Origin of the sequence: Streptomyces sp. NBC_00654, assembly GCF_026341775.1 — a bacterium.
In the GTDB taxonomy this organism is placed as follows: domain Bacteria; phylum Actinomycetota; class Actinomycetes; order Streptomycetales; family Streptomycetaceae; genus Streptomyces.
In genome coordinates, this window is the sequence record NZ_JAPEOB010000001.1 from 4,589,215 (window position 1) to 4,613,050 (window position 23,836).

The following is a 23,836-nucleotide window of genomic DNA, read 5'->3' on the forward strand; positions in this document are numbered from 1 at the left end:
CATCCGGGACGAGATCACTGGCGCCACCGACCAGCCCATGGCAACGTAAGCCAGGCCCCACCCGACCCCTGCACACCCTGACGCGCCCGCAATCGATCAACACCACACCAACGTGACGACGCCCTGCGGGAGGCTGACCACGGCCTGGGCACGCTCGCCGTTCTCGGTGCCTATTCGGCCCGGCGCGGCAGCCGCAGACGTAGCTCGTAGCCGCCGTCGGCGGTGGTGCCCGATTCGAGCGTCCCGCGCAGGATATCGGCTCGCTCGCGCAGACCCATGAGTCCGTGGTGCGCGCCGGGCAGAGGGAGCGCCGGCCGGGGCGCGGAGGTATTGGTCACGGTGACGCCGAGGGCGTCCTGGTCGTGCCACAGCAGAATGGCCGCCGTGGCGCCAGGGGCATGTTTGCGGACGTTGGTGAGGGCTTCCTGGACGGTTCGGTAGAGGGTGCGCTGAACCGTGGCGGGGAGGCCAGCGGGAAGGCCGCCCTCCAGGCAGGCCTCGATGCCGCTGCCTTCGACCAGCCGGTGCAGGTCGGCCAGGGTGGGCTGCGGGGTGAGCTCGGTGACGGTGCCGCCGGAGAGCCGCGACTTCGGCCAGACGCAGGGCGACGTCTCCGCAGGCCTGTACGAGCTGGCCCAGGAATACGGGGGCAGCGGCCGTGGCAAGCAGATAGACGAAGTCGACGAACGTCCGGGCCGCGCCGTCCTCTGCGTATTCGGCCAGCGGCCAGGGCGTGGCGTTGGCCGCGGCGGAGGCCAGAGCGCAGACGGTCAGCAGGAGCCGGCTACGCGCTCGCCCGGCCAGCGTGTAGAGGGTGACGAAGGGAATCAGCGTGAGTGAGAAGAACAGGGTGGCGGGCAGGCCCAGCACGAAAAGAGCCGGTGGGTAGCGCCGTCGAACGACGAGGGCGGAGCACGCGAGCGCACCGTATGCCACCTCCAGGGGGCTGCCGCCATCCAAGTTGAACCACAGATCAAGGGCTGCGAGACAGACGAGCGCGGCGTCGGTCAACGGCGCGGGTACGCGAAGCGAACGCATCGCTCGCACTCGGGCAGGCCGTCTGCCCTTGGGCAGGAGAACCCGTGCAGCTCCTGCCGTCCGTCTCACCGGCGAGGTTCGGGCAGCGGCCCTTACACGGACCTCCGCCCGGCCGGCCCGGCACGCAGAAGTCCGGCCCGCTGAGCAAGCAGCGCCGCCTGGACCCGTCCAGCTACTTGCAGCTTGGTCAGGATCGCGCTGACATGGTCCTTGACCGTGCTCGCGCTGAGGTGGACGCGGGAACCGATGTCGGCGTTCGACAGGCCTTCGGCGACCAGGAGGAGCACTTCGCGTTCGCGGTCGGTCAGCAGAATCAGGCGCGGCATGTCTTCGTCGGTGCTGCTCTCCTTGGGCATTGCACGGACGATGGCGCTGGATGCTTTGGGGGAGAGTACGACGCCGCCCGCTGCGAGCGTGCGGACCAGCTGGCCGAGCTGCTCGGGTTCGGTGTCCTTGAGGATGAAGCCGGCTGCCCCGGAGCGCAGCGCTGTCATGACGTACTCGTCGGAATCGAACGTGGTCAGCATGGCGACCACTGGCGGTTCGGTCATGGAGCGGATTTCACGCAGAACGGCGAGCCCATCGGTATCGGGCATGCGGATGTCGAGCAGGACGACATCTGGCCTCGCCCGGCGCATCGTGTCCACCGCCTGGCCACCACCGCAGGTGGCGACGACCTCGATGCCGCCTACCGCATTCAGGATGAGCTCGAACCCGGACCGGATCAGGGCCTCGTCGTCCACCACCAGTACCCGGATCACCTGTACTTCCTCTCGCTGCCGCTGCCGCTGCGAATCGGCGCGGACAAGGACAGAGACGGAACCCATCGCCGCACCTGCCGCGCGTGCGCCCGACCGCCACCCGGCGGGTCGAGGCCCACCGACCGGCGGGGTCGCCCCCAGCTTCCGGCGGATGGCCATCGGCCCGCGCAGCCAGCAGCTTACTGATCGTTTCAGAATGCGGTTCGGAGTCGTCTCAAGCAGATGATGCTGCAGGCGAGTTGGAGCAGGCCGAGATGGAGGTCGGCGCGTATCTCGTAGCGGATCCGAAGGCGTTTGAACTGGTGCAGCCAGGCGAAGGTCCGCTCGACGACCCAGCGGGTCCTGCCCAGGCCGGAGCCGTGCGGTGTGCCGCGGCGGGCGATCTTCGGTGTGATCCCACGAGCCCGGACGAGGCGGCGGTACTTGTCGTAGTCGTAGCCACGGTCGGCGAACAGTCGCCGGGGCCGGTGGCGGGGCCGGCCGCGCAGGCCGCGGATGTGCGGTATGGCGTCCAGAAGTGGCATGAGCTGGGTGACGTCGTGGCGGTTGCCGCTGGTCAGAGCAACGGCGAGCGGGGTTCCGTGCCGGTCGACGATGATGTGGTGTTTGCTGCCGGGGCGTGCGCGGTCGACCGGCGAAGGTCCGGTGTGAGCCCCCCCTTGAGGGCCCTGACGTGCGAGCCGTCGATCGCAGCGTCGTCCATCTCCAGCAGGCCCTCTTTGCGTAGTTCTGCCAGCAGGACTTCGTGGAGGCGGGGCCAGACTCCGGCTTCGGTCCAGTCCCGCAGACGCCGCCAGGCCGTCACCCCACTGCAGCCCACCTGCTCCGCCGGGACGTCCCGCCAGCTCACACTTTTGCGCAGCACGTAAACGATGCCCCGCAGAGCAGCACGGTCATCGGCCGGCAGCCGCCCGGGATACCGGTGCCGCCGAGGCGGACGAGGAGGCAGCAGCGGGGCTATGCGTTCCCACAGGTCATCGGGCACGAGATCAGCAGACACCCGGCAGATCCTGCCGACACAACACCCAACTGCCAAGCCAACACACCGATCTCATTCTGAAATGATCAGTAAGACCGACCGGCAAATGGATCACTTGAGGCGTCGGGTGGTGGGGCGGCCGTCCCAGCGGTAGCGGCTCGTCGAGCGTCGGATGAGCATGCGGAGCGTGACGAGAGTGGCGGCGAGGTAGAGGTAGAAGTCCACGACCTCGCCGCTCCTCTCGGTGCGGCGCCGGAGCTTGCCGTAGTCGTTCGTCCACGAGTGGGTGCGCTCGACCACCCAGCGCTTGCCGGCTTGGATCGGGGCGGGCACTCCCTTGCGGGCGATCTCGGCCGTGAAACCCAACTCGGCTATCAGTAAACGGGACTTGGCGCTGTCGTAGCCGCGGTCGAGGTTGACGTTGACGGTCTCCGGCATCGCGCCGACCTGCGCCTGCGCCGCGTCCAGGGTGGGGCCGAGCAAGGGTGAATCGTGCCGGTTGGCCCCGTCGGAGACGATCCCGAGCGGGACACCACAGGCATCGGAGGCGACGGAGCGTTTCAGCCCCTGCTTGCCCCGGTCCACCGGTGACCGCCCGGCCTTGTCACCGCCGGACGGGGCCTTGGTGATGCAGCCGTCCACCGAGATCTCGCTCAGCCCGAGGCCGATCATGCGGTCGTAGGCCTCGAGTGCGAGGGCATGGACCTTCTCGGATATCCCCAGTTCAGCCCACTGTTTGACGCGGCGTCGGATCGTTCGGTCGGAGCATCCGGCGCCAGCGATCCGCTCGTAGCCGGAGCCGTGGACCAGCGCGAGCACGATGTACTTGAAGACGGTCCGGTCTGGAACCCGTCGCCGGTGACAACCCAGCGGATGGCTCTCGGCGTATTCGTTCCGCACGGGCAGCAGAGCGGCGAATTGGTCCCACAGGGGTTCCAAAAGGCATGATGGGACCGCAGGCACGAGCCCTCCGGGTGATCGCTGAGCGTCAAGAACTCCATGATCACTCAGGCTCGTGCCTGCCTTGCGTTCGGGCCCGGCTGGGCAGCCCCGCCCACCATTTGCCGGTCGGTCTTACTGATCATTTCAGAATGAGATCGGTGTGTTGGCTTGGCAGTTGGGTGTTGTGTCGGCAGGATCTGCCGGGTGTCTGCTGATCTCGTGCCCGATGACCTGTGGGAACGCATAGCCCCGCTGCTGCCTCCTCGTCCGCCTCGGCGGCACCGGTATCCCGGGCGGCTGCCGGCCGATGACCGTGCTGCTCTGCGGGGCATCGTTTACGTGCTGCGCAAAAGTGTGAGCTGGCGGGACGTCCCGGCGGAGCAGGTGGGCTGCAGTGGGGTGACGGCCTGGCGGCGTCTGCGGGACTGGACCGAAGCCGGAGTCTGGCCCCGCCTCCACGAAGTCCTGCTGGCAGAACTACGCAAAGAGGGCCTGCTGGAGATGGACGACGCTGCGATCGACGGCTCGCACGTCAGGGCCCTCAAGGGGGCTCACACCGGACCTTCGCCGGTCGACCGCGCACGCCCCGGCAGCAAACACCACATCATCGTCGACCGGCACGGAACCCCGCTCGCCGTTGCTCTGACCAGCGGCAACCGCCACGACGTCACCCAGCTCATGCCACTTCTGGACGCCATACCGCACATCCGCGGCCTGCGCGGCCGGCCCCGCCACCGGCCCCGGCGACTGTTCGCCGACCGTGGCTACGACTACGACAAGTACCGCCGCCTCGTCCGGGCTCGTGGGATCACACCGAAGATCGCCCGCCGCGGCACACCGCACGGCTCCGGCCTGGGCAGGACCCGCTGGGTCGTCGAGCGGACCTTCGCCTGGCTGCACCAGTTCAAACGCCTTCGGATCCGCTACGAGATACGCGCCGACCTCCATCTCGGCCTGCTCCAACTCGCCTGCAGCATCATCTGCTTGAGACGACTCCGAACCGCATTCTGAAACGATCAGTTAGACGGATGAACAGGAACGCACATACGGCCGGTACCCTCAGGGGCGCCAAATGGTTCGCGGGCAGCGCCCGCAGAGGACTCATCGTGAGTGCTGCCGCACTGGCCGTCATGCTTACGGCCTGTGTCATGGACGGCGGCGGTGGCTCCGCCCACCCACGGTCGAGCGACATCGACGGCACGTGGCGGAGTGCCGGATACGGAACCGTCTACGTGATCAAGCAGAACGAGCACAGCGGTGCGCGGGAGCTTTCCGGCTACGAGAATTCCGGGACGAGCTGTGTCAAGGGCGATGCCATGACGGCACTCGGCGGCGAGCGTGACAGCGGAGGCGCGGTGTCCTTCGGCGAGGACGGTGACCGCGAACTGACCGTCCGCAGGCAGGGTGGCCACCTGCTCGTTCAGGAATCCGGCTCGGTCGGTCACATCCGGATGAACCGCCTGAAGGTGCTCCCGCACTGCCCGTCCGAGACACCGAACGACGGCCCCGCCCGTCGTCTGAAGACCTTGGACGTGTTCTGGCAGAACCTGTCGGAGCACTACCCTCCTTACGCGCACCGACGCCTCGATCTGCGTGACCGGGAGCGTGACCACGCGACCCTGAAAGGCGGCAACACCGATCGCACGCTGGAAGCTCTGCTGCGACGTACCGTCCGCAAGCTGGGTGACATGCACACAGGCATCACCTGGAAGGGCGAGAGCAGCTACGGACTGCGGCCAGGCACCCGCGATTCGGCCGATCTGACCGACGCCGATATCGAAGCCGCACGGTCCGCCATCAAAGTCCGGCTGGGAGCCGAACTGCGGCCGGTCATCGAGGGAAAGGTGGAGTACGCGACCGGCTTGCCGGGCGGAACAGGCTACCTGCGGATCACTCAACTCAAGGAGCTCGACGGCGAGGAAAGCAGCTACGACGACGACCTCGCGCGGTTCAAACGTGCCCTGGACACGGTATTCATCCAGGGCGCGAGGGATCACTGGCGCGGCCTGATCCTCGATCTGAGGCTCAACGACGGCGGACACGACGCACTCGGGCAGGAACTTGCATCCCGTCTGACCAGGCATCCACATGTGGCGTTCAAGAAGCGCGCCCGCGATCTCAGCGCCCTCAGCGGATTCACCCCGTACGAGACGGTGAACGTCAGACCCAGCAGATACCCGGGCTTCCACGGGCGGCTCGCGCTGCTGGTCAGCGACCTGACCGTCAGCGCCGGCGAGACGACAGCGATGACCCTGCTGAACCGCAGCCCGGCACCCACACTGATCGGCCGCGACACACAGGGCATCTTCTCCGACCAGCTGTCACGAACCCTGCCCGGAGGCACGTCACTTGACCTCAGTAACGAGGACTACCGCAACTCCGCCGGGCAGAGTTTCGAAGGCCGTGGTCTTCCCGTCGACGCCCGGTTCCGTACGCCTGTCTTCACGTCCGCCGAGCTCGAAGACGGCTGTGACTCCGCCCTTGCCATGGCCCTCGACCACCTCGGGCACAGGAAGGCTGGCACAACACCTCGGTGCCCCACGAAGAACGGCGGATAGGTCTGGTTGTTGATGCGATCCGTCAAGGACACCGTCGGCCTGAAGGTACGGCTACTCTGCCAAAGCCCGCGCAGCTGACACCCCCGCTGCCCCGCTACTCTCCGCCGCCCTATTCAGTTGTGAATGGTGGGGGTTGCTGTCAGTGGGGGATCCGTCAAACGAGCGGCTCTGTTCCGTAGTCGGTGGTGACGGCAGGTAACCGGCGTCGTCGACGTTGTATGCGAGATGCCAACTCCCCTGTGGCAACGGTGTTTTCAGGGCTATCGGCACTGGTCATCGATGATGTGGCGGATGACGAGGTGATCCGGGTTCTGGCCCGGACCAGGGATGTTCCCTTTCCCTGCCCGATGTGCGGGATGCCGACGGGGAAGGTGCACGGATACCATGTCCGGACGGTTGCGGATGTGCCGGTCGATGGCCGCCGGGTCATGGTCAACGTCGGGGTACGACGTCTGGTCTGCCCGGTCCTGGGCTGCCGACGGCAGACCTTCCGCGAGCAGGTCCCTGGGCTGGTGGCTGGTCGAGCGCCTTCAACGCCGCACCACACGTCTGAGCAGCCAGGTCTTGGGGGTGGTCAAGGAGGGCGTTGTCACGTTGTCGGGGGTATAGGCGTCTGGCGGTGCGTCAGGGCGTGGTCGAGGCGGTTGTTGGCTGTCGGTCAGGCCGTGGCGGGCAGGCCGGCGTCGTCGGTGATCTGGTCCCAGATCGTGAGGCGGACGGTCATCTTGAGGCGGTGGTCGGGTGCGGTGGTAGCGGCCGGGTCGGAAGTGGGGCGGGATGCCGCTGAACGCGGCCAGGAATCCTTGGGCGCCACCGACGCTGCGGAAGCCCTTCATCGCGCGCTCGCGCTGCCTGGTGGGCTGCGAGTTCTCCGCCCGGTTGTTCAGTCCTTTGTGGGAGCGGTGCTCGACCGAGGGCATCACCTCGCGGTGGGCGGCGCTGCAGGAACGGGTGCTTGTCGGTGACGACCAGCCGCGGCACCGTGCCGGTCTCTTTGAGGAGTCTGCGGAAGAAACGCCTGGCCGCGGTCTTGTCGCGGCGGTTCTGGATCAGGATGTCGAGCACGTTGCCGCCGACGTCGACGGCCTGCCACAGGTACTTCACCTCGCCGTTGGCCTTGATGAGGACCTCGTCCAGGTGCCACTTGTCCCCGGGCCGAGGACGGCGGCGCCGCGGGCTGGTCGCGTAGGCCTGGCCGAACTTCGGGCACCACCGGCGCACCGTCTCGTAGGACACCATGACGCCGCGCTCGAGCATCAGTTCCTCGGCCTCGCGGAAGCTGAGCGGGAACCGGAAGTACAGCCACACGCAGTGGGAGGTCACCTCGGCCGGGTACCGGTGCCCCTTGTGCGACGGCGGCGTACTGCCCACGGACAACCCCCTCCACCATGATGAACCCGAAGATCATCCCACCCGTCAGCCAACGTGACAGTGCCCACACGCGTGCTCGTACGGCGTCGGTTTCCGCTCGGTGTACGGCTTGATCTGGGAGGCGTCCTCGACCTCCAACTGCTTGGCCAGATGCTCGATGACCGGCCACGGCACGGCTAATAGATCTCAGCTGCAACGCCCCGGGCGCCACAAGTGGGGTCGTGACCTCCGGCGTTGACCGCCCCTCAGCCTTGATTACGGAGCGGCGGCAAGACGAAACGGCAGCCAAAGGGCTCCTCGATCGCCGCCGCGGACTGCTGGCCCGCGATGCACCACCTGCGCGGAAGCCGAAGTGCGCCGCAAAGAGCGAAGGTGACTCCACTCGACAACAGGCCTTACTCATCGACCCGTTCATGCTTCTGCCTGCATCTCGAGATCAAACTGAGGTGCTGCACCACCAGCCGCTCCTTCGGCAGAATGGGGATTGCCCCGCCGAGCAGCGACGGGCTTGATGGCCTGAGACCGGCTGGTCAGGCCCCTGTGCTGTGCGAGGGCAGAGCGCTACCTTCGCAGTTGCCCGGAATGCTCATGACGACTGCGTCCAGACCTCACCGTGAGCTGCCTACGGAACTGCGCCCCCGCCCTCTTCCGGGGATGACCGCGACCAGCGAGCTGTCGCTCCCGAGGTCGTTCGCGTACCGCATCCGCCGGTCGGCGTCCCACTTCGAGGCCCCGGAATCCCAGGCTTCCGCGAGCGGGAGTACTCCTGGCCGAAGCGGCCGTGAAACCGGAGCAGGGGGCACGGTGGACTCGGATTCAACCGGCTCACCGACTACCGCCGCCCCACGTGGTCGGACCCCTCCCAGGAGAAGCAGGCCCATATGGATCTGGGGGTGGACGACCTGGACGCAGCTCAGACTCGTCTGCTCGCTCTGGGGCCGTGAAGCCCGACTTCCAGCCGGACCCCGAGCGGGTGCCGCGGGCATGAGGGTGTCGATCCGCAGGCGCGGTTCAGTGGGTTGGGCACCTGCGACGACGAGGAACAGACAGGACGTCGCTGCCGACGGCGCTGGCCGGCCGGGCCTCCGGGAGACCGTGGCCCCGGCTCGGTTGTGGCAGCAGCAGTCCTGGAGGCGACCGCTCACGGCTGTTACACAACAGAGTGGATGCCCGGATGTACCTGACACGGAATCGAGATCTCCCGGAAGAGCTTCCGGCCCAGGATCAGTGCCAGAAGGGACGGCCGCATGCCGGTCCCGCACGAGCCCACCGGGGCGACGCCCGGTGGCAGACGAAAGCGAGTGCCTCTTGCGCAAGTCAATGAGCCGACAGGCGGTCACCGCCCTTGCAACCGCTGGTGCGTTCGGCATCATGTGCACCGTTGCCGCGCCGTCCGCCTCGGCGATCGTGGGCGGAAATCCGGTCGCGGACGGCAAGCGGCCCTTCGTCGTGCAGATCGAGGAACAGGGTGCCGACGGGGCATGGTCGCACTTCTGCGGCGGGGCTCTGATCGACAGCCGAGTCGTCGCCACAGCGGCGCACTGCGCGAAGCTCGCCGTCCAAGGCAAAATCAAGATCCGGATCGTCCTGGGGCGGGCCGATTCGAGTACGCCCGGAGGAACGGTGGTGACCGATGATCACTTCTCCGTCTACAGTCACCCCACATTCTCGACACTGACGAACACGGACCTGGGCCTCATCGTGCTCGACCGTCCCGCCGACCAGGCAGGCGCGTCCCTGCCCCCCTTGCAAACGAAACCGCAGCCCGGTCGCCTCCTGCGCGCTGCCGGCTGGGGGCGGACCGACCTCGCCGATCCGGACAAGCCGTCACGCCTGCGAGAAGCGGCGCTTCCTGTCACCGAGCTCGACACTGAAGAAGGGACCTGGGACAAGCAGTTCATCTGCGCGGGCACCGCGAAATCCCGGGTCGCGCCCGGCGACAGCGGCGGGCCGCTGTTCGATCCGAACGCATCTCGCTCCGGCAAGGCAGTCGTGTACGGACTGGTGACCGGAGAAACGAACACCTGCCAGGGCCTCTTCACGAACCTGGCCGACCCGGCGATCTGGAAGCCCTTCCGGGAACCCCTCGCCTCCCACGGGCTCTCGCACGTCATCCCGGCCGAAGCCACCCACCCCTCGGACCACCCCTCGGAAGCAACCCGAGACCACACACCATCCAGTAGGTGAAGCCCTCCGGGCCATGGTCTCCGCGACATCCCGGACGGCGGCCGTGCGACACTGGCTCTGTTCACGTCGCAGAGCAGCGTTTGTTGAGCAGTTCGGGTTCTGGCTCAACTTCTGTGATGCCGAATCGACTCTCGGTCCATCGGCTCAGCGAACATGAGGAACTGGCAGGTCGGCGTGCCGGTCCGACGCGGGCACGAGCGCGCTGTGTATGGCTTCACAGAAGTTGAGCCAGAGCCCGAGTTTGGGAGGCACCAGGGCTCTTGCCAGGGCAGCATCGGGATGCTGCTGGTGAGAAGTGCTCGTCATGCCGCAGATGTCGAAGGGTCGAGCTGTACGCGGCGATCCGGCGTGACCACCGTGGCGGCATATCGATGCGGCCCGTCATCGGGACCGGCATAGACTCCTGCCGCCTCGCCTGCGCCCGAGTCCGGGCGCAGGAACCAGTCAAGGTGGGCTGAGATCGACAGCTGCCGATCTCGACGAAGACCGGTGCTGCAAGATTGTTGTATGTGGGTTCAGCGAGTGATCGAAGTGACCGGGTGGGAGCCACTCGGGATCTCCGTCGACTGGGCGGCGATCGAGGGAGAGCTGGGGGTCCCGCTGCCGGCGGACTACAAGGAGCTCTACGAGGCGTTCGGCGGCGGCGTCTTCAGTGATTCCGTCTACTTTCTGGGGCGCGGCGAGGACGCTTCGTTCGACTTCCTGACACAGTGGCGGGCCTCCCTGTCGTTCGACCAGGGCAGGCTCGGAGACGTATCCGCCGTCGATCCCTATGCGATCTACGCGCCGGGCGGCAAGGGCCTGCTGGGGTGGGGCTCCACCGAATGGGCCGACGAGTACGTCTGGCTGATCGATGCCGAGCGACCGGGCGATTACCCCATCCTTGCGCGGTCCCATGACCCCGGCCCATGGGTCCAGTACGACATGTCCACCTCTGAGTTCCTGTACCGCGTTCTTGCCGATGCCGATTTTCAACCTTTCGGGATCGCGCGGTACGACCTCGGCACGACCTTCAAGCCCGGCTCCGGCGGTCTCGTCGACGGCCCGCCGCTCTGACAAGAGGCCGGCCGCCCCACGTTCGCGGACACCACAGTGCCGTCGTTCCTCATCGAGATCCGTGAGCCATATGCTCACCAACCGCCTCCGAGCTGCGCCACCGCCGGACGGGCGGGCAGGAAGGTCTCCCCCATCAGGACGGGGGGCGGGCCTACCGGCACAGGTGGGTCATCCGGGGGCACTGGCGAAACCACTGGTACCCCTCACGCCAGGCACACCGCCCGATCTGGATCTCCGACCTGTGCCGGATGGGAGGCGGACACGGACGCGGAGCAGTCGTCCCGGCTGATGGTCGCAGCCGGGGGGATCGAGGCCGTGCTCGCGCGCACCGCGCCGGCGGGTGACGGGCACTGACGCCAGGGTGCGACGCCGGTCGGGACCGCCCGTGCGCACGCGAGTGCACGGAGGCTGACGCGGCACCAGGACCCGTATGCGCTCCCCGCATTACGTATGCGTGGAGCGGGTCCGGTGGCGGGGCCCGCCCCAATGGGACTTGACGCATGCGTTAACCAACGTGATGGCTAACGCATGCGGAAATGTTCCGCAGGGGAATCGAGGGGATGACCATGGCTCGCGTCAATGTCTACAGCCCGGACGGCGACCTGCAGGGCTGGTTTCGCGAGGAGTCGGCCACGGAGTACGGCGAGGCGACCACGTGGGACGGGAGCAAGAGGTCTCCGTCAACCGGGTCTCCGACGAGTTCGAGCACCAGTCCCTCTACCGCACGAAGCGGGGGCGATGGGTGCGGTGCACATGGTCCCAGCGGCAGGGAGTGGAGCCGCGCTACACGTTCGTGAGCGAGGCGGCCGCGAAGGAATGGCTGCAGCGCAACGAGCACGACGACATCGTGAAGACGTGGTTCGGACCGGTGGAGGAGGAGTTCGGCCCCACGAGTGTCGGCGGACGCCCCGCGGTGGGCACGAAGGTCGAGACCCGGCTCCCGGACGACGTCCTGGCCGCCCTGGACGCACGGGCCGCCGCTGAGGGCACCTCACGCGCACAGATGATCCGCAGCCTCGTGACCGCCGGCCTCCAGCCCGCCTGACCCACACACAGCACCAACAGCACGAGACCCCGAGCGGCGGCGCCCGGGGTCTCTCTGCGACATGACGTGACGTCTGTCCTACCGGTTCAGCGACCGGCCACGCCCGGTGTCACGCCCCATCCCGCCCCCGCGGCTCCGCGAGCAGGGGCGTTGCGCTGCCGGGCGATGGAAGGCGTTCTGCCAGGAACGTGTCCGCTCCACATGCCACCGCGGACCCGCCTGGGCAGGGGATTTCTCGGCGACGAGGTGGACGGTGATCTGCTCAGGCAGAGGCCCGAGGCCGTTGAGGAGGTCCAGGATCGGGGCCAGGAGTGGTGAGTCGTGGGGGTTGGCCCCGGGCTGCAGGGGCCACCGTCTCCCTCCCGGCCAACGCGCCGCACGTGAAGGTGGCCTTGGCGGCCGGCCGATGTCACGGTCGACTCCGTCGACGCCCGCCGTGCAACTTCTGCGCAGGCCGGCTCCGCCAGGAGTGCTGCCGGAGGAGTAGTCGTGAGTGGATGGGCAGACATCGAGCACCACATCGCCGACATCAAAAGGCTGATGGGCTGTCGTTGTTACGAAGAGGCCGCCGTCACGGCCGGACGCGCTTCAGCTACGGTCGGCGGTACGAGGCTGGCGATGTTGCACGCCGCAGCGTTGGTCACAAGTGACCACGCCGAAAGGTCGGTTGACGTGCTGTCACGGGCGGTGGATTCGAGCGGCGACCAGCGCGCTGCCCGGGATCTCGCGTTGCTGCTGTGGCACAGACTCGGCAAGGAGGCCGAGACGCGGGACGTCTGCGTACTCGGGTTCGCTGCAGCGACAGCCCGGTGCCCGCAGGTCCTGGAGAGACCGGGCCGACTGCGGACGAGCTGGGGGTGTAGAGATCCGAGCTGGCCACCCCTGTACCTGCGGCTGTTCCCGTCCGAGCAATTGTCACGAGTTGTGGATCGGCCCGTTGACGTCTATCGAGTCTGTTCCCACTCGGTCCGGGTGAGTTCGTACTCGACTTCACCGTGCTCGGAGCCCCCGATCGCCTCCGGCCAGTCCCCGGCGAAGTTCCGGACGAAGGACAGACCCGACTTCTCCGTGACGCGACGGGAACGGGTGTTGACGGCCATCGTGTTCGCCGTGACCCGCTCGACCTCCAGGTCCGTGAACCCCTTATGGATCAGGGCCCGGGATCCCTCGGTGGCGTAACCGCGTCCCCATGCCGCCTGGTTCAACCGGTAGCCGAGTTCGACCACGGCGGTGCTGTGCTCCGCCAACGGCCGGAACTCGAACCAGCCCAGGAGGGTGCCGGTGGCTCTCTCCTGCGCGGCCCAGCAACCGTGGGTCTCCCAGCACGGGTAGTCGTGCAGGAGTCGCGGCAGGGTCCGCGTCTCGATCGCCTGGCGGCTGGTGGGACGGCCACCGTTGATGAAGCGCATGACCTCGTGGTCGTTGTCCAGGGCGAGCAGGTGGTCGGTGTAGGCAGTCGTGAACGCGCGCAGGACGAGCCGGTCGGTCTCCAGGAAGTTGGCCATGCCGCGTTCTTCCGCTCGACTGGGAGAGACCGCTGACCGGCGACGCCCGAACCGCACAACACTTCTGCCCCCAGGAATTGTGCTGCTTCGGCGCTGTTGGACCCGGACACCGTCTGCAGTGAGGGACGGTGCCGTGGGCGGATGCCCTGGCAGTGGGGCACGCGGCTCAGGCCACCAGAGCGTGACTGTGGGTTCGGCCGGGTGGCTTGACGGGGGACATGGACCCCGTCAAGCCACGTCTCCGGAACCGATTCTTCAGCTGTCTGCGGGCCCGCCCCACGACGCTTCGACGGCTGACACGATGAGTTCCGCCGACGGCGGCAGCGGCGCCCAGCAGGCGTTTCTGGCTGGGGAGCCACAGCAACTGCACAGTTCGGAAGGTGCCCCGCTGCTTGTTCGCGACCGTGCTGTTGAGTACCGCAGGGTCAGGCCGCGCCGGTCGGCGGGTGCGAGGAGATCACCGCCCGCAAGCCTGGGCGCAGGGGCTTTGAGCACGGCGAGCGGGACGCTGACGCGCCGTCGGGTGCGCAGGCTCCGTCGCCGCCGGGCCTGGGCGGCGAACATGAACCCGTCGGGTCCGCCCGGGGGCATCTCCCTGCCCGTACCCGCTGACGGCTGCGACGCCCGCCGGAGGTGAACGACCGTGTCCACCACGACGCCTGCGGGAGTCGAGACAACGCATCAGCCGCTCGCCCGCCGAACCCGGCCGGCTCAGTCAAGGAATCCGCTCCGGAGCGGACTGGCACCGGGTATAGCACAGAAGTCGTCAGGCCGGAGAAGGGCCGAATTCTATTGCCCCTTTTCACCGGAGCGACGGTACTCTCTTGAGGAACCGCCGAAGTTCATTACGGAATGGAGGCCTGATGATTACTCATGTCCGGAGTGTGGCGCTCGGCGTGCCCGATATCGTTGCCGCACGCGAATTCTTCGAAAAGAGCTGGCAATTGGACCTTGTCGGCACCGACTCGGGTCGAGTGTTCCTGGGAGCCGGGTGTCAGGACAGTCATGTGTTGCGGCTTCGGGCCACCGCCGAACCTCGGGTGGACCTGCTGTGTCTGGCTGCGGCCACCGAAGCCGATGTGGACGAGATAGCCGGGCGAGTGGCAGCACACCCGCTCGGACGCCTCGTCAGTGAGCCCGCTACCTGCACTGATGAGGGTGGGGGATACCGATTCCGGTTCCTCGACTGCGAAGGGCGCACCGTCGAGGTGTCCTCTCGGACGGAGGTCCGGGCATTCCGCTCCGTCGAACCGGGGGAGAGCAGGCCGACCGGTATCAGCCATGTGGTGCTCAACGCGGGGGACTTGCCGGCCTCACTGGAGTTCTATCGGTCGGTTCTCGGGCTGAAGGTGAGCGACTGGGTGGAGGACATCATGGTATTCCTCCGCGCAGGGGCATTCCATCACCTGCTCGCTTTCACCCGCGCACCTCACACATCGCTCAACCACGTCGCTTTCGAATTGCGCGGAATCGATGAATTCATGCGAGCGACCGGCGACATGATGAGAAAGGGATACGGGCCGCTGTGGGGGCCCGGCAGACACGGAGTCGGAGCGAACACGTTCACCTACTTCCAGGAACCCACGTCAGGATTCGTCGCCGAATACACCACAGGAATGCTGCGGATCGATCCCGACCACGAATGGATCCCCCGGGTCTATCCGGCCAACGCACAGACCAGCGACAGCTGGGGAGTGGCGTCGCCCCGCGACGAAGCGGTGTCGGCGAGTCTGCGGGGCTGCCCGGACACGGGTCTGTGGCAGCCGCCACCGGTGTGACCAGGAGGAGCCGGCCAATGGAACGACACCTGGACAGAGACAGCCGCCCGATGGCCGGCGAGGGCTGTCGGGCGGGACGGGAGCCGGTCGCCGTGGTGACGGGCGGCGCCTGTGGCATCGGCCGCGCCGTCGTGGCCGACCTGGCGGCACACGGCTACCAGGTCACGGTGCTCGACCGGGACGTCCCCGCTGACCGGGGCGACGACCGCGTGCGGTGGGTGGCCGGTGACGTACGCGACCCCGGCGCGCACGACCGGGCGGTCGACGCCGCGTTGGCCCGCTGCGGCCGGCTGGACCTGTTCGTCGGCAACGCGGGGGTCCACGACGGCGGGTTCGGGGTGCGCGACCTCTCCGGAGCCGCGCTGGCCGAGCTGGCCAGACACGTCCTCGACGTGGACGTCGTCGGCTATCTGCTCGGGGCACGGGCCGCGGCCGGGGCACTCGCCGACAGCAGGGGGTCGATGGTCTTCACCCTGTCCGACGCGTCCTACCTCGTTGGCGGCAATGGCACGGGCATCGTCTACGCCGCCGCCAAGCATGCCGCGCTGGGGGTGGTGCGGCACTTGGCGGCCGACCTCGCGCCCTCGGTACGGGTCAACGCCGTGGCCCCTGGCGGGATCGTCACCGGGCTGCGCACCGCGGACGGCCGCCATGTCTTTGCCGAGGCCGACGAGATCACGGCGGCGGTACGGGAGTTCAACCCCCTCGGAGTGGTCCTGAGCGCCGAACAGGTGGCCCCGCTCTACCGGTTCCTGGCGTCCCCCGAGGCGGCGGGCATGACCGGAGAGGTGCTGCGGCCCGACGGCGGCCTGACCGTACGGTAGGGCGCGGCTCACCGGTCCACCACCACATCGAGCACATACGGGCACGAGGAGGTGAGCGCGGTACGCAGCGCGGGGACGAGCGCGGCCGGATTCTCCACCCGGCCGGCCGCGCACCCCTGGGCGGTGGCGAGTGCGGCGAAGTCCAGTCCGCCGAGCGCCGTGCCCACTGGCCTCGCCATGCCGAACCGTTCGGCGAAGCCGTCCACCGTGGCGTAGCGGTGGTTGTTCACCACGATGACGGTGACCGCGACACCCAGCTGAGCGGCCGACCACAGCGCCTGGACGGCGTACATCGCGGAACCGTCGCCCACGACGGCGACCACGCGAGTCCCGGGCCTGCCCAGGGCTATGCCGACCGCAGCGGGAAGGCCGTGGCCCAGCGCGCCGCTTGCGGTGGTGTAGAAGGTCTCGGGCCCCAGGTTGGGCAGCAACTCGCACATCACCGGCCGGGTTCCGGGAGCCTCCTCCACCAGGACACACCCCTCGGGGCGTTCCTCGGCCAGGGCGTGCACCAGGTGAGCCTGGGTGATCCGGCTCGTGGAACGCGCGGGTGGCCCGGGGCGGCGGCGGGCGGGGGGCGGCGTGCGCGGGCTTCCGGGCCGGTGGGCGCCCAGCATCCGCAGCGCGGGTGCAAGACCGGTGATGACCGCGGTTCCGCCGGGGCACCAGGACGCCTGCTCGGGATCGTCGGTGAGCAGATGGAGGTCGGTCCCCGGCGGGAGGTGCGGGCCGGCACCCGGGACGTGGTAGGTGAACACCGGTGCGCCCACCGACAGCACCAGGTCGTGTCCCGCCAGGGTGCGCACGATGTCCTCGCGCACCGGCGGCAGGAAACCGGCGAAGAGCGGGTGCAACTCGGGGAAGGCGCAGCGGTGGGACATCGGTTCCGCCCAGACCGGCGCGCGGTGTGCCTCGGCCAGCGCCACCAGGTCGGGCACGGCCCCCTCTCGGTCGACCCCGGATCCGGCGATCAGCACGGGTGACCGTGCGTTCGCCAGAGCGTCGCCGACGCGAGCGAGCAGAGCGGGGTCCGGGGCCACGGTGGTACTGGTGAGCCGGACCGCGACCCGGTCGGCGGTGCGATCCCAGTCGTCGCTCGGTACGGACACGAGCACGGGCCCGGCGGGCGGTGCGGTCGCGAGATACCGGGCGCGGGCGATGGCCGCCGGGACGTCCTCGGCGCGGGCGGGTTCACGGCTGAGCTTGACATACGGGCGGGGCAGTGTGGTCGCGTCCTGCGACAGCAGATAGGGGTGGCCCTCCAGCAGTGACCGTGCTTGCTGGCCCGCGACGACCACCAGGGGTGTCCGGTTGCGGTGCGCCGTGAACAGCGCGCCCATCGCGTGCCCCACTCCTGCCGCCGAGTGCAGGTTGACCAGCACAGGGCGGTGGGTGGCCTGCGCGTACCCGTCCGCCATCGCCACGACCACCGACTCCTGCAGCCCCAGCACATACCGGAAGTCGTCGGGGAAGTCGCGGAGCATGGGCAGCTCCAGCGACCCGGGGTTGCCGAAGATGGTGGTCATGCCCTCCGCGCGTAGCAGGTCGAACACCGCCTCGCGCACCGTCGCCGTCTCGTTCGTTCGAGTCACCGGATACCGCCTTCCGCCGTGATGCCCGCCGCCCGGAGTGCCGCGCGGACGCGCGGCGGGGTGAGCGGGAGCGAGGTGAGGGTGTGTGCGATCTCGGGTACCGCGGCGGCGACCGCGCATGCGACCGCTGCGGGCGGCAGGATGATGCCGCCCTCGCCGAGCCCCTTGAAGCCGCCGGGGATGGCCGTGCTGGGGGTGCAGGTGTGCTCGACGACGAGGTCCCGCGGAACGTCCTGGGCTGCGGGGAGGGTGTATTCGCGGAACGACCGGGTGGTGGGGATGCCTTCGGCGTCCGCCGTGGCTTCCTCTGTGAGCGCCTGTCCCAGCCCCTGGACGATGCCGCCGGTGATCTGTCCGTGCGCGATGAGCGGGTTGACCACCACACCGCTGTCGTGCACGGCCCAGTAGCCCTCCACAGTGATACGGCCGGTCCCAAGGTCGACCGTGACCTCGGCGGCGTGCGCGCCGTGGGCGAAGGTGAGCTGCGGCGGGTCGAAGTCCACCGACTCCTCCAGCCGGACCGGGTCGGTGCTCTGCCGTCTTCCCCATCCCCGGTAGGCGCGGTGGGCGACCTCGCGCCAGGTGATGTGCGCACCGTCGTCGCCGTGGAAGGCCGCGTCCGGCGACGACGGGCCCGCGGTGGCGGTGATCCGCAAGGTCACCCGCGCGGGTTCGGTGCCCAGCAGTGTGGCCGCCAGCGCCCTCATCCGGCCGGTGAGCCGCCGCGCGGCGATGACCAGCGCGCCGCCCGCGAGTGTCAGTGCGCGGCTAGCCTGGGCGGACAGGTCCGAGTGCGGGGCGGTGTCGGTGTCCCCGAGTTCGACCCGTACCCAGTCCAGGGGCACGCCCAGCCCCTCTGCGGCGATCTGCGCCAGGCTGGTCTCGATGCCCTGGCCGACGGAGATCACCCCGGAGTGGGCGGTGACCGTCCCGTCGTGGTTGATCCGCAGCCGTACTCCCTCCCAGCCGCTCCAGGCGATCCCGAATGCCTCCAACAGGGCCGAGGGTGCGAACGCGCTGATTTCCACCGCCGCCACGGCGGCGGTGGCGCGGCGCACCGACGGGGGGTCGGCCGAGGGCGGGCGTCTCGCCAGGAAGGCGGCCCGGCGCAGTGCGGCGCCGTAGTCACCGCTGTCATAGGTGAGTCCGGTGTGAGTGGTGTGCGGCAGATCCTCGGGCCGGATCATATTGCGCAACCGCAACTCCACCGGGCACACCGCGAGTTCACGTGCGGCCTCGTCGATCAGCCGTTCGCGGATGAACGACGCCTCCTGCATGCCGTACCCGCGGTAAGCGCCGGTGGGGACGCGGGTGGTGTACACCCCGGTGACGGAGGCTGCGGCGGCTTCCACATGGTAGGGGCCCTGGAGGGTCAGGGCGGTCACCTGATGCGGCCCGCTGCCCGCCTGGGTCGCGTAGGCGCCCAGGTCCGCGAGGATGTGCGCGTCGAACGCGAGGAACCGGCCTTCATCACCGACGGCGAGTCGGGCCGTGGCCCGCTGGCCCCGGCCCTGGTAGGAACCGGTGAAGTTCTCCTCGCGGGACTCCACCCAGCGCACCGCGGTACCCAGGGTGACCGCGGCCGCGCACACCATCGCCTCGTCCGGGTGGAGCAGGACCTTGCCCCCGAAGGAACCGCCCACGTCCGGTGCGATGACACGCACCCGGTCCGCCCGCAGTCCCAGCACGGTGCACAGGTCCTGGCGCATCGCGTGCGGGGACTGGTTGCTGGCGTGGACGGTGAGCAGTCCGGTGCTCCGGTCGTGCTCGGCCAGCACACCACGCGGCTCCAGCGGAGCGTGGTTCACCCGTGGCAGGGTGAACTCCCGTTCCACCACTAGCGCCGCCCGTGAGAGGGCCGAGGCGATGTCCCGCGCGGGGGAGCCGAAACGTATCCGGCCGGCCTCGTTGCCTGTCGTACCTGGCACGACGGGCAGCGCGTGCGGGGCCAGCGCGTCGGCGACGGTGGGTACCGGGGGCAGGGGCGTGAGGTCGAGCCGTACGGCTTCTACCAGATCCGCGGCCGCGGTGGGCGTGTCCGCGACGACGATGCCCAGCGGTTGCCCGGCATAGCGGGCCGTCCGCACAGCGACGGGGATGCTGTTCTCCGGCTGCCCGGGCAGCCTCCAGACCGTGGGAATCGGCGCCGTGCACCCGGCGAGGTCGCCGGGGCCCAGCACGAGCGCGCAGCGCGGGTCGTCCCTGGCGGCGGTGGCGTCGAAGCCGGCGACCGCGGCGTGCGCGAGCGGGCTGCGCACGATGGCCGCGTGCAGCATTCCCGCCGCACGCAGGTCGCCGAGGAAGCGGCCGTGTCCGCGTACCAGCCGGTCGTGGTGACGGGGCGGGACCGGCTTGCCGATGTACCGGTGCTCCCCGGTCATCGGCCGTCCCCCGGTCCGCCCGCCGTACGCAGCGCGGCACGGATGCCGTCGTAGCCGGTGCATCGGCACAAGTGCCCGGCTAGCACGTGCTCTTCGCCGTCGCGGCCGGCTGCGTGGGCTATCCGTACCAGCAGGCCCGGGGTGCAGAATCCGCACTGAAGCCCGTGCTCCTCGACGAGGGCGCGCTGTTCCCGCGTCAGACTGCCGCCGTCCGCGATGCCCTCGACCGTGCCGACCTCCCGGCCGTCGGCCTGCACCGCGAGCATGAGGCAGGAGCAGACCGGCTCGCCGTCGAGGAGCACCACGCAGGCGCCGCAGTCGCCGGTCCCGCAGCCGACGTGTGTGCCGGTCAGCCTCAGCGTGGTGCGCAGATGCTCGGCCAGTGTGATGTGGTGCTCGGCATCCCCGGTACGCACGGCCCCATTGACCCGCACCGTGATCGTCCGGACGCTCAACGTTCCTCCTCGACGGCTCGTGACTCCAGGGCCCGCAGCAGCAGCACGCCCGCCACCTCGGCCCGGTACTCCCCATCCTCGGGCCCGGCCTCACGGACCGCCTCCGCGACGACCGAGGCGACCAGGCCCGGGTGCGGTCCGGCGACGGCGCGGCCCACCAGCGCGGCCTCGACGCCGAGCAGGCGGACGGGGACAGGCCCGCACCCGGTCACCACCACCCGGGCGGCCCGGACAACACCGGCGCCCAATCGCAGTCCCAGACACACACCGGCGACGGGATAGCCGGTGCTCCCCCGTGTGCACAGCTCGCTGAACCCGTGGACCAGCCCGCCGGTACGGGGGAAGATGACCTCGGTCACCACCTCGTCCGGTGCGCGGACGGTGGCTCCCGCACCAGTGGCGAACCGGGCCGCGGCAACCAACCGCACACCGCGTGCCGATGCCAACACCACATCCGCACCGAGTGCGACTGCGACCGCAGGCAGTTCGGCGGCCGGGGCCGCATGGCACAGGGAACCGCCCAGCGTGGAGCGCACGCGGATGTGCGGGTGGGCCACCGATGCAGCGGCGAACCCCAGCACGGGCAGGGCCGCCCTCAACTCCCGGTGCCGCTCCAGATCGCGCAGCCGGGTCATCGCGCCGATCCTGACCCGGTCGGGACCAATGTCGATCCCGGCGAGGCCGGAAACCCCGTTCAGATCCACGACGACCTCCGGGCGCACCTCACGGCGGGTCAGCAGCGGGACCAGGCTCTGCCCGCCCGCCAGCGGAACCACCGTCCGCCCGGGCACGCCGAGCGCGCTCAGGGCGCCGCCGAGAGTCGTGGGCGCGGTGTAGTCGAACGCGACGGCGGTCACGCGGGAACCCCCTCCTGCACGGCGGTGCGCACCAGGGCGGTGGCCGCCGAGGGTGTCAGGGCGCACAGCGCGTCCAGGACCGTGGCGTCGAGCAGCGCGCTCTGCCCCGTCCGCTCGGACACCAGTCGCAGCCGCCGTCCGTTGCCGGTCGGGTGCAGGAGGACCGCGACCGACGCCGACTCGCACGACACCCTGCACAGCAGGGTGTCCTCCCGGTGCACGGCCTCAGAAGATGACGGAAAGCTGTTCATGAGTGGCGACCTCCACATCGAGCAGGACACGCCTGCGCAGCAGTACCCAGCGCCCGTGGCGTTTGCGGAGCAGGTCCTGGCGTGCGGCGCTGACGAGCACGGAGTGCGTGGCTCCCCGGTTGCTGGTGACCAGCAGATTGGCGTCGGCGCGCACCACGCCGGCGACGGCCGAGTCGAAGACCCGCACTGAGCCGAGGAAGTGCCGCGTCGTGGTCGGGGGGCGGTCCGACCACGCCTGGAGCAGCGCGGCCCGCCCGAACTTCAGCTCGAGCACCCGCTTGGTGGCCTCGAACAGCACGGCGGACCGGCTGTGCCGGGGCAGCGCGGGGTCCTCCCGCAGCAGTGGCACCGGGATCTCGTAACGGAAAGCCGTGTCGAGCATGTCCAGCCAGCGCCGGTACTCGCCCTCGTCGAGCGCGGCGCCTTCGTCCGCGAGCACGGCGGTGATCTCCGGGTCGAGTCCGGGCAGCCTGGTCCCGCGGTCGGGGAAGTCACCGTGGGTGAGGTCCTCCGGGCACGCGGCGGGCTGCACCGGGTGACAGGGACCCGGCTGGTCGGTCACGGCAGCTCACCCACCAGCTCGGACCAGCGCCGGTAGAAGGCACGCTGATTGTGCTCGCTGAGGGTGGCGATCTCGGCCTGCGCGGGACCCGGGAAATCCTGCGCCGGGACGCCCCGGCCCGCGCCGAGGGTCAGGTCCACGGGCGCCCCCCGTCCCGGCGTCGAGCGGGCCAGGGCGGCATCGATCCGGGCGAAGTTCTCGAAGTCGTCCATCTCGAAGAGGACTCCGCCCGCCGACTGGGTCCGGGCCTGGAAGCGGTAGGAGCGGCGCTGCCACTCCCGGTCCATCGCGGTGGGTACGAGTGTCCAGTACAGGCATTCGGTCTCACGGGCGCTGACCGGCACATGGGCGCGGACCACCAGGAAGCGGGTCAGCGGATCGGAGTCCTCGCCCACCGCACGGTCGTGCGCGACGCTGAGGAACACGGTGTTGGGGAACACCACCCCGTGCACGACCTCGCAGTGCGAGGTGAACCGCACCTGCTCCGGGGACTGCGCCGCGGCCAGTTCCACCCACCGGTCGGGAGGGTAGCCGGGGAACTGCGGGGCGGCGGGGTCCCTGTCCTCGATGGAGGACCCGCTCTCGACGACATAGCCCGCACGCAGGCTGTGCCCGCCGCGGGTGGCGACGTTGACCGCGACGAGGTCGGTTCCCGCGCGCCCCCGGGTGCCGTTGGCCAGGGTGTCACCGTAGATCCCCTGATCGAGCGCGATCTGGTGGGTGGTCCGCATGTGATACCCGTCGCCGGCGAAATTGTCCGTGGGGATCTTCCAGTTCCCCCTGGTCCGCACCCGCTGCGGCGGCCCACAGATCTCCCACTCCCCGCCCCCGCAGTCGAGGAGGGCGTCGAGGTACCAGGCGATCTCACCGAGGTAGTCCTCCAGGTCCGGAGCGCGTACGTCCCAGGTAGCGAACAGGAACCCCCGTCGGCACGTCACACGCGCGGCGGGCAGGTCGTGCCCGGTCCGGTCGAAGTCGGGCGGATAGGCCGACTTGAGCGCGGGCACTCCCACCAGCCTGCCGTCGTTCGCGAAGGTCCACCCGTGGTAACTGCACCGCAAATGTGCGGCGTTGCCCAGACTCGCACCGCACAGACGGGTGCCCCGGTGGCTGCACGAATTGTGCAGCGCGCGCACGATACCGTCCTCCCCGCGTATGACGACAACCTCGTCCCGCCCGAGCATGCGCACGATGTAATCGCCCGGTTCGCGCACCTCGTCGGCAAAACCGAGAAACTGCCAGGACGAATGGAAAACGCGATCGAACTCGATATCGAGAATGTCACTGTCAATGAAAGCGCGACGATCGACCCCGCGCACTGGAACATCGTCTCTGAGCGGCAAAGACTCCTCCTCGAAGAATTCCACGACAGGGCAGATCGCACCGATCGTTCGGGCATGAGGAAAAGAAGGAATGCAGGACCCCCGCCAGGGGTGAGCACACCGGGAAACCATGGCCGGTTAAGGCACCGGGTCCCGCCAGACCACGAAGTGCCGCTTACCAGTGGGCCGACCCTGATGGCGCGCCGAAACAGGGGCGCACCGGTTCTCCCGGGTCGGTAACAATGCCACGCTAGTAGCGGCAACTTCGGCGCGCAAGGGCAGGTCGATAGGGAGCGGGTGACCGTCCGGGCCCCCCGCCGCGCGGCCGGCTCCATCGTCCATGGCACCTGAGCGCCGTTCCCCCGGGCCGGG

General features: G+C 69.2%; 20 protein-coding genes and 5 pseudogenes. 9 read left to right on the plus strand and 16 right to left on the minus strand.

The window, feature by feature from the left end; translation table 11 throughout:
* Window positions 1-170: 170 nt before the first annotated feature.
* The 4 genes from OHA98_RS42705 to OHA98_RS19570 form a co-directional block, all read right to left on the minus strand.
* Window positions 171-665, minus strand: coding sequence for a hypothetical protein (locus OHA98_RS42705; RefSeq protein ID WP_323179591.1), 495 nt, complete (start codon window positions 663-665; stop codon window positions 171-173).
* Window positions 666-1,130: 465 nt separating this feature from the next.
* Window positions 1,131-1,799, minus strand: a complete 669-nt coding sequence (locus OHA98_RS19560) for a response regulator transcription factor (RefSeq protein WP_266927960.1) — start codon at window positions 1,797-1,799, stop codon at window positions 1,131-1,133.
* 191 nt (window positions 1,800-1,990) lie between these two features.
* Window positions 1,991-2,799, minus strand: a protein-coding gene (locus OHA98_RS19565; protein ID WP_266927470.1) for an IS5 family transposase whose coding sequence is annotated in 2 segments (ribosomal slippage) — window positions 1,991-2,451 and window positions 2,451-2,799 — 810 coding nt in all. Because the reading frame shifts where the segments join, the coding sequence is not laid out codon by codon here.
* 90 nt (window positions 2,800-2,889) lie between these two features.
* The gene (locus OHA98_RS19570) at window positions 2,890-3,741 is read right to left on the minus strand and encodes an IS5 family transposase (protein WP_266927471.1); all 852 of its coding nucleotides are present in this window, start codon (window positions 3,739-3,741) and stop codon (window positions 2,890-2,892) included.
* A 183-nt stretch (window positions 3,742-3,924) separates the two neighbouring features.
* Between OHA98_RS19570 and OHA98_RS19575 the strand changes: the two genes are divergently transcribed.
* The 3 genes and pseudogenes from OHA98_RS19575 to OHA98_RS19585 all read left to right on the plus strand — a co-directional run.
* Complete coding sequence (locus OHA98_RS19575) at window positions 3,925-4,731, plus strand: IS5 family transposase (RefSeq protein ID WP_266922961.1); 807 nt, start codon at window positions 3,925-3,927, stop codon at window positions 4,729-4,731.
* Between the two features lie 95 nt (window positions 4,732-4,826).
* On the plus strand, window positions 4,827-6,278 hold the full coding sequence (locus tag OHA98_RS19580; RefSeq protein WP_266927473.1) for a S41 family peptidase: 1,452 nt from the start codon (window positions 4,827-4,829) through the stop codon (window positions 6,276-6,278).
* 248 nt (window positions 6,279-6,526) lie between these two features.
* Window positions 6,527-6,860 (plus strand): annotated as a pseudogene (locus OHA98_RS19585) (transposase family protein); the annotation flags it as partial.
* Between the two features lie 200 nt (window positions 6,861-7,060).
* On the opposite strand, the pseudogene OHA98_RS19590 reads toward OHA98_RS19585, so the two are convergent.
* The 3 genes and pseudogenes from OHA98_RS19590 to OHA98_RS19600 all read right to left on the minus strand — a co-directional run.
* Window positions 7,061-7,613, minus strand: a pseudogene (locus tag OHA98_RS19590) (IS6 family transposase); the annotation flags it as partial.
* An 81-nt stretch (window positions 7,614-7,694) separates the two neighbouring features.
* Entirely contained in the window at window positions 7,695-7,823 is a 129-nt protein-coding gene (locus OHA98_RS19595; protein WP_266927475.1) for a hypothetical protein, read from the minus strand.
* 482 nt (window positions 7,824-8,305) lie between these two features.
* Window positions 8,306-8,413 (minus strand): annotated as a pseudogene (locus OHA98_RS19600) (HNH endonuclease); the annotation flags it as partial.
* A 42-nt stretch (window positions 8,414-8,455) separates the two neighbouring features.
* On the opposite strand from OHA98_RS19600, the pseudogene OHA98_RS19605 reads away from it, so the two are divergent.
* The 4 genes and pseudogenes from OHA98_RS19605 to OHA98_RS19620 all read left to right on the plus strand — a co-directional run.
* Window positions 8,456-8,587: pseudogene (locus OHA98_RS19605) on the plus strand (VOC family protein); the annotation flags it as partial.
* A 346-nt stretch (window positions 8,588-8,933) separates the two neighbouring features.
* A complete protein-coding gene (locus OHA98_RS19610; RefSeq protein WP_266927477.1) occupies window positions 8,934-9,836 on the plus strand; it encodes a trypsin-like serine protease in 903 nt (300 codons plus the stop codon).
* A 522-nt stretch (window positions 9,837-10,358) separates the two neighbouring features.
* Window positions 10,359-10,892: an SMI1/KNR4 family protein gene (locus OHA98_RS19615; RefSeq protein WP_266927479.1), complete on the plus strand. Its 534-nt coding sequence runs from the start codon at window positions 10,359-10,361 to the stop codon at window positions 10,890-10,892.
* A 655-nt stretch (window positions 10,893-11,547) separates the two neighbouring features.
* Window positions 11,548-11,937 (plus strand): ribbon-helix-helix protein, CopG family, encoded by a 390-nt coding sequence (locus tag OHA98_RS19620; protein ID WP_266927482.1) that lies wholly within the window; start codon window positions 11,548-11,550, stop codon window positions 11,935-11,937.
* Between the two features lie 174 nt (window positions 11,938-12,111).
* Here OHA98_RS19620 and OHA98_RS19625 read toward each other — a convergent pair.
* Window positions 12,112-12,273 (minus strand): annotated as a pseudogene (locus OHA98_RS19625) (IS5/IS1182 family transposase); the annotation flags it as partial.
* Window positions 12,274-12,881: 608 nt separating this feature from the next.
* Window positions 12,882-13,442 (minus strand): GNAT family N-acetyltransferase, encoded by a 561-nt coding sequence (locus tag OHA98_RS19630; protein WP_266927484.1) that lies wholly within the window; start codon window positions 13,440-13,442, stop codon window positions 12,882-12,884.
* An 863-nt stretch (window positions 13,443-14,305) separates the two neighbouring features.
* On the opposite strand from OHA98_RS19630, the gene OHA98_RS19635 reads away from it, so the two are divergent.
* Together OHA98_RS19635 and OHA98_RS19640 are read left to right on the plus strand one after the other, a co-directional pair.
* Complete coding sequence (locus OHA98_RS19635) at window positions 14,306-15,220, plus strand: VOC family protein (RefSeq protein ID WP_266927486.1); 915 nt, start codon at window positions 14,306-14,308, stop codon at window positions 15,218-15,220.
* Between the two features lie 17 nt (window positions 15,221-15,237).
* Entirely contained in the window at window positions 15,238-16,044 is an 807-nt protein-coding gene (locus OHA98_RS19640; RefSeq protein WP_266927488.1) for an SDR family oxidoreductase, read from the plus strand.
* Between the two features lie 8 nt (window positions 16,045-16,052).
* Here the strand turns inward: OHA98_RS19640 and mdlC are convergent, their stop codons facing one another.
* The 7 genes from mdlC to OHA98_RS19675 are packed head-to-tail and all read right to left on the minus strand — an operon-like array spanning window position 16,053 to window position 23,596.
* Complete coding sequence (mdlC, locus tag OHA98_RS19645) at window positions 16,053-17,636, minus strand: benzoylformate decarboxylase (protein WP_266927490.1); 1,584 nt, start codon at window positions 17,634-17,636, stop codon at window positions 16,053-16,055.
* On the minus strand, window positions 17,633-20,017 hold the full coding sequence (locus OHA98_RS19650) for a xanthine dehydrogenase family protein molybdopterin-binding subunit (RefSeq protein WP_266927492.1): 2,385 nt from the start codon (window positions 20,015-20,017) through the stop codon (window positions 17,633-17,635). The genes mdlC and OHA98_RS19650 overlap by 4 nt, the downstream gene beginning before the upstream one ends.
* The gene (locus OHA98_RS19655) at window positions 20,014-20,472 is read right to left on the minus strand and encodes a (2Fe-2S)-binding protein (protein ID WP_266927494.1); all 459 of its coding nucleotides are present in this window, start codon (window positions 20,470-20,472) and stop codon (window positions 20,014-20,016) included. Before OHA98_RS19655 ends, OHA98_RS19650 begins: the two co-directional genes overlap by 4 nt.
* On the minus strand, window positions 20,469-21,329 hold the full coding sequence (locus tag OHA98_RS19660) for a xanthine dehydrogenase family protein subunit M (RefSeq protein WP_266927496.1): 861 nt from the start codon (window positions 21,327-21,329) through the stop codon (window positions 20,469-20,471). The genes OHA98_RS19655 and OHA98_RS19660 overlap by 4 nt, the downstream gene beginning before the upstream one ends.
* The gene (locus tag OHA98_RS19665; protein ID WP_266927498.1) at window positions 21,326-21,550 is read right to left on the minus strand and encodes a hypothetical protein; all 225 of its coding nucleotides are present in this window, start codon (window positions 21,548-21,550) and stop codon (window positions 21,326-21,328) included. Before OHA98_RS19665 ends, OHA98_RS19660 begins: the two co-directional genes overlap by 4 nt.
* Window positions 21,551-21,554: 4 nt before the next feature.
* The gene (locus tag OHA98_RS19670) at window positions 21,555-22,142 is read right to left on the minus strand and encodes an aromatic-ring-hydroxylating dioxygenase subunit beta (RefSeq protein WP_266927500.1); all 588 of its coding nucleotides are present in this window, start codon (window positions 22,140-22,142) and stop codon (window positions 21,555-21,557) included.
* Window positions 22,139-23,596, minus strand: coding sequence for an aromatic ring-hydroxylating dioxygenase subunit alpha (locus OHA98_RS19675; RefSeq protein WP_266927502.1), 1,458 nt, complete (start codon window positions 23,594-23,596; stop codon window positions 22,139-22,141). Before OHA98_RS19675 ends, OHA98_RS19670 begins: the two co-directional genes overlap by 4 nt.
* Window positions 23,597-23,836 lie beyond the last annotated feature (240 nt).

Coding starts and splice junctions, on each gene's coding strand:
- OHA98_RS19630 (WP_266927484.1), bottom strand. CDS start 13,442: ATGGCCAACTTCCTGGAGACCGACCGGCTCGTCCTGCGCGCGTTCACG.
- OHA98_RS19635 (WP_266927486.1), top strand. CDS start 14,306: ATGATTACTCATGTCCGGAGTGTGGCGCTCGGCGTGCCCGATATCGTT.
- OHA98_RS19640 (WP_266927488.1), top strand. CDS start 15,238: ATGGAACGACACCTGGACAGAGACAGCCGCCCGATGGCCGGCGAGGGC.
- OHA98_RS19650 (WP_266927492.1), bottom strand. CDS start 20,017: ATGACCGGGGAGCACCGGTACATCGGCAAGCCGGTCCCGCCCCGTCAC.
- OHA98_RS19675 (WP_266927502.1), bottom strand. CDS start 23,596: ATGGTTTCCCGGTGTGCTCACCCCTGGCGGGGGTCCTGCATTCCTTCT.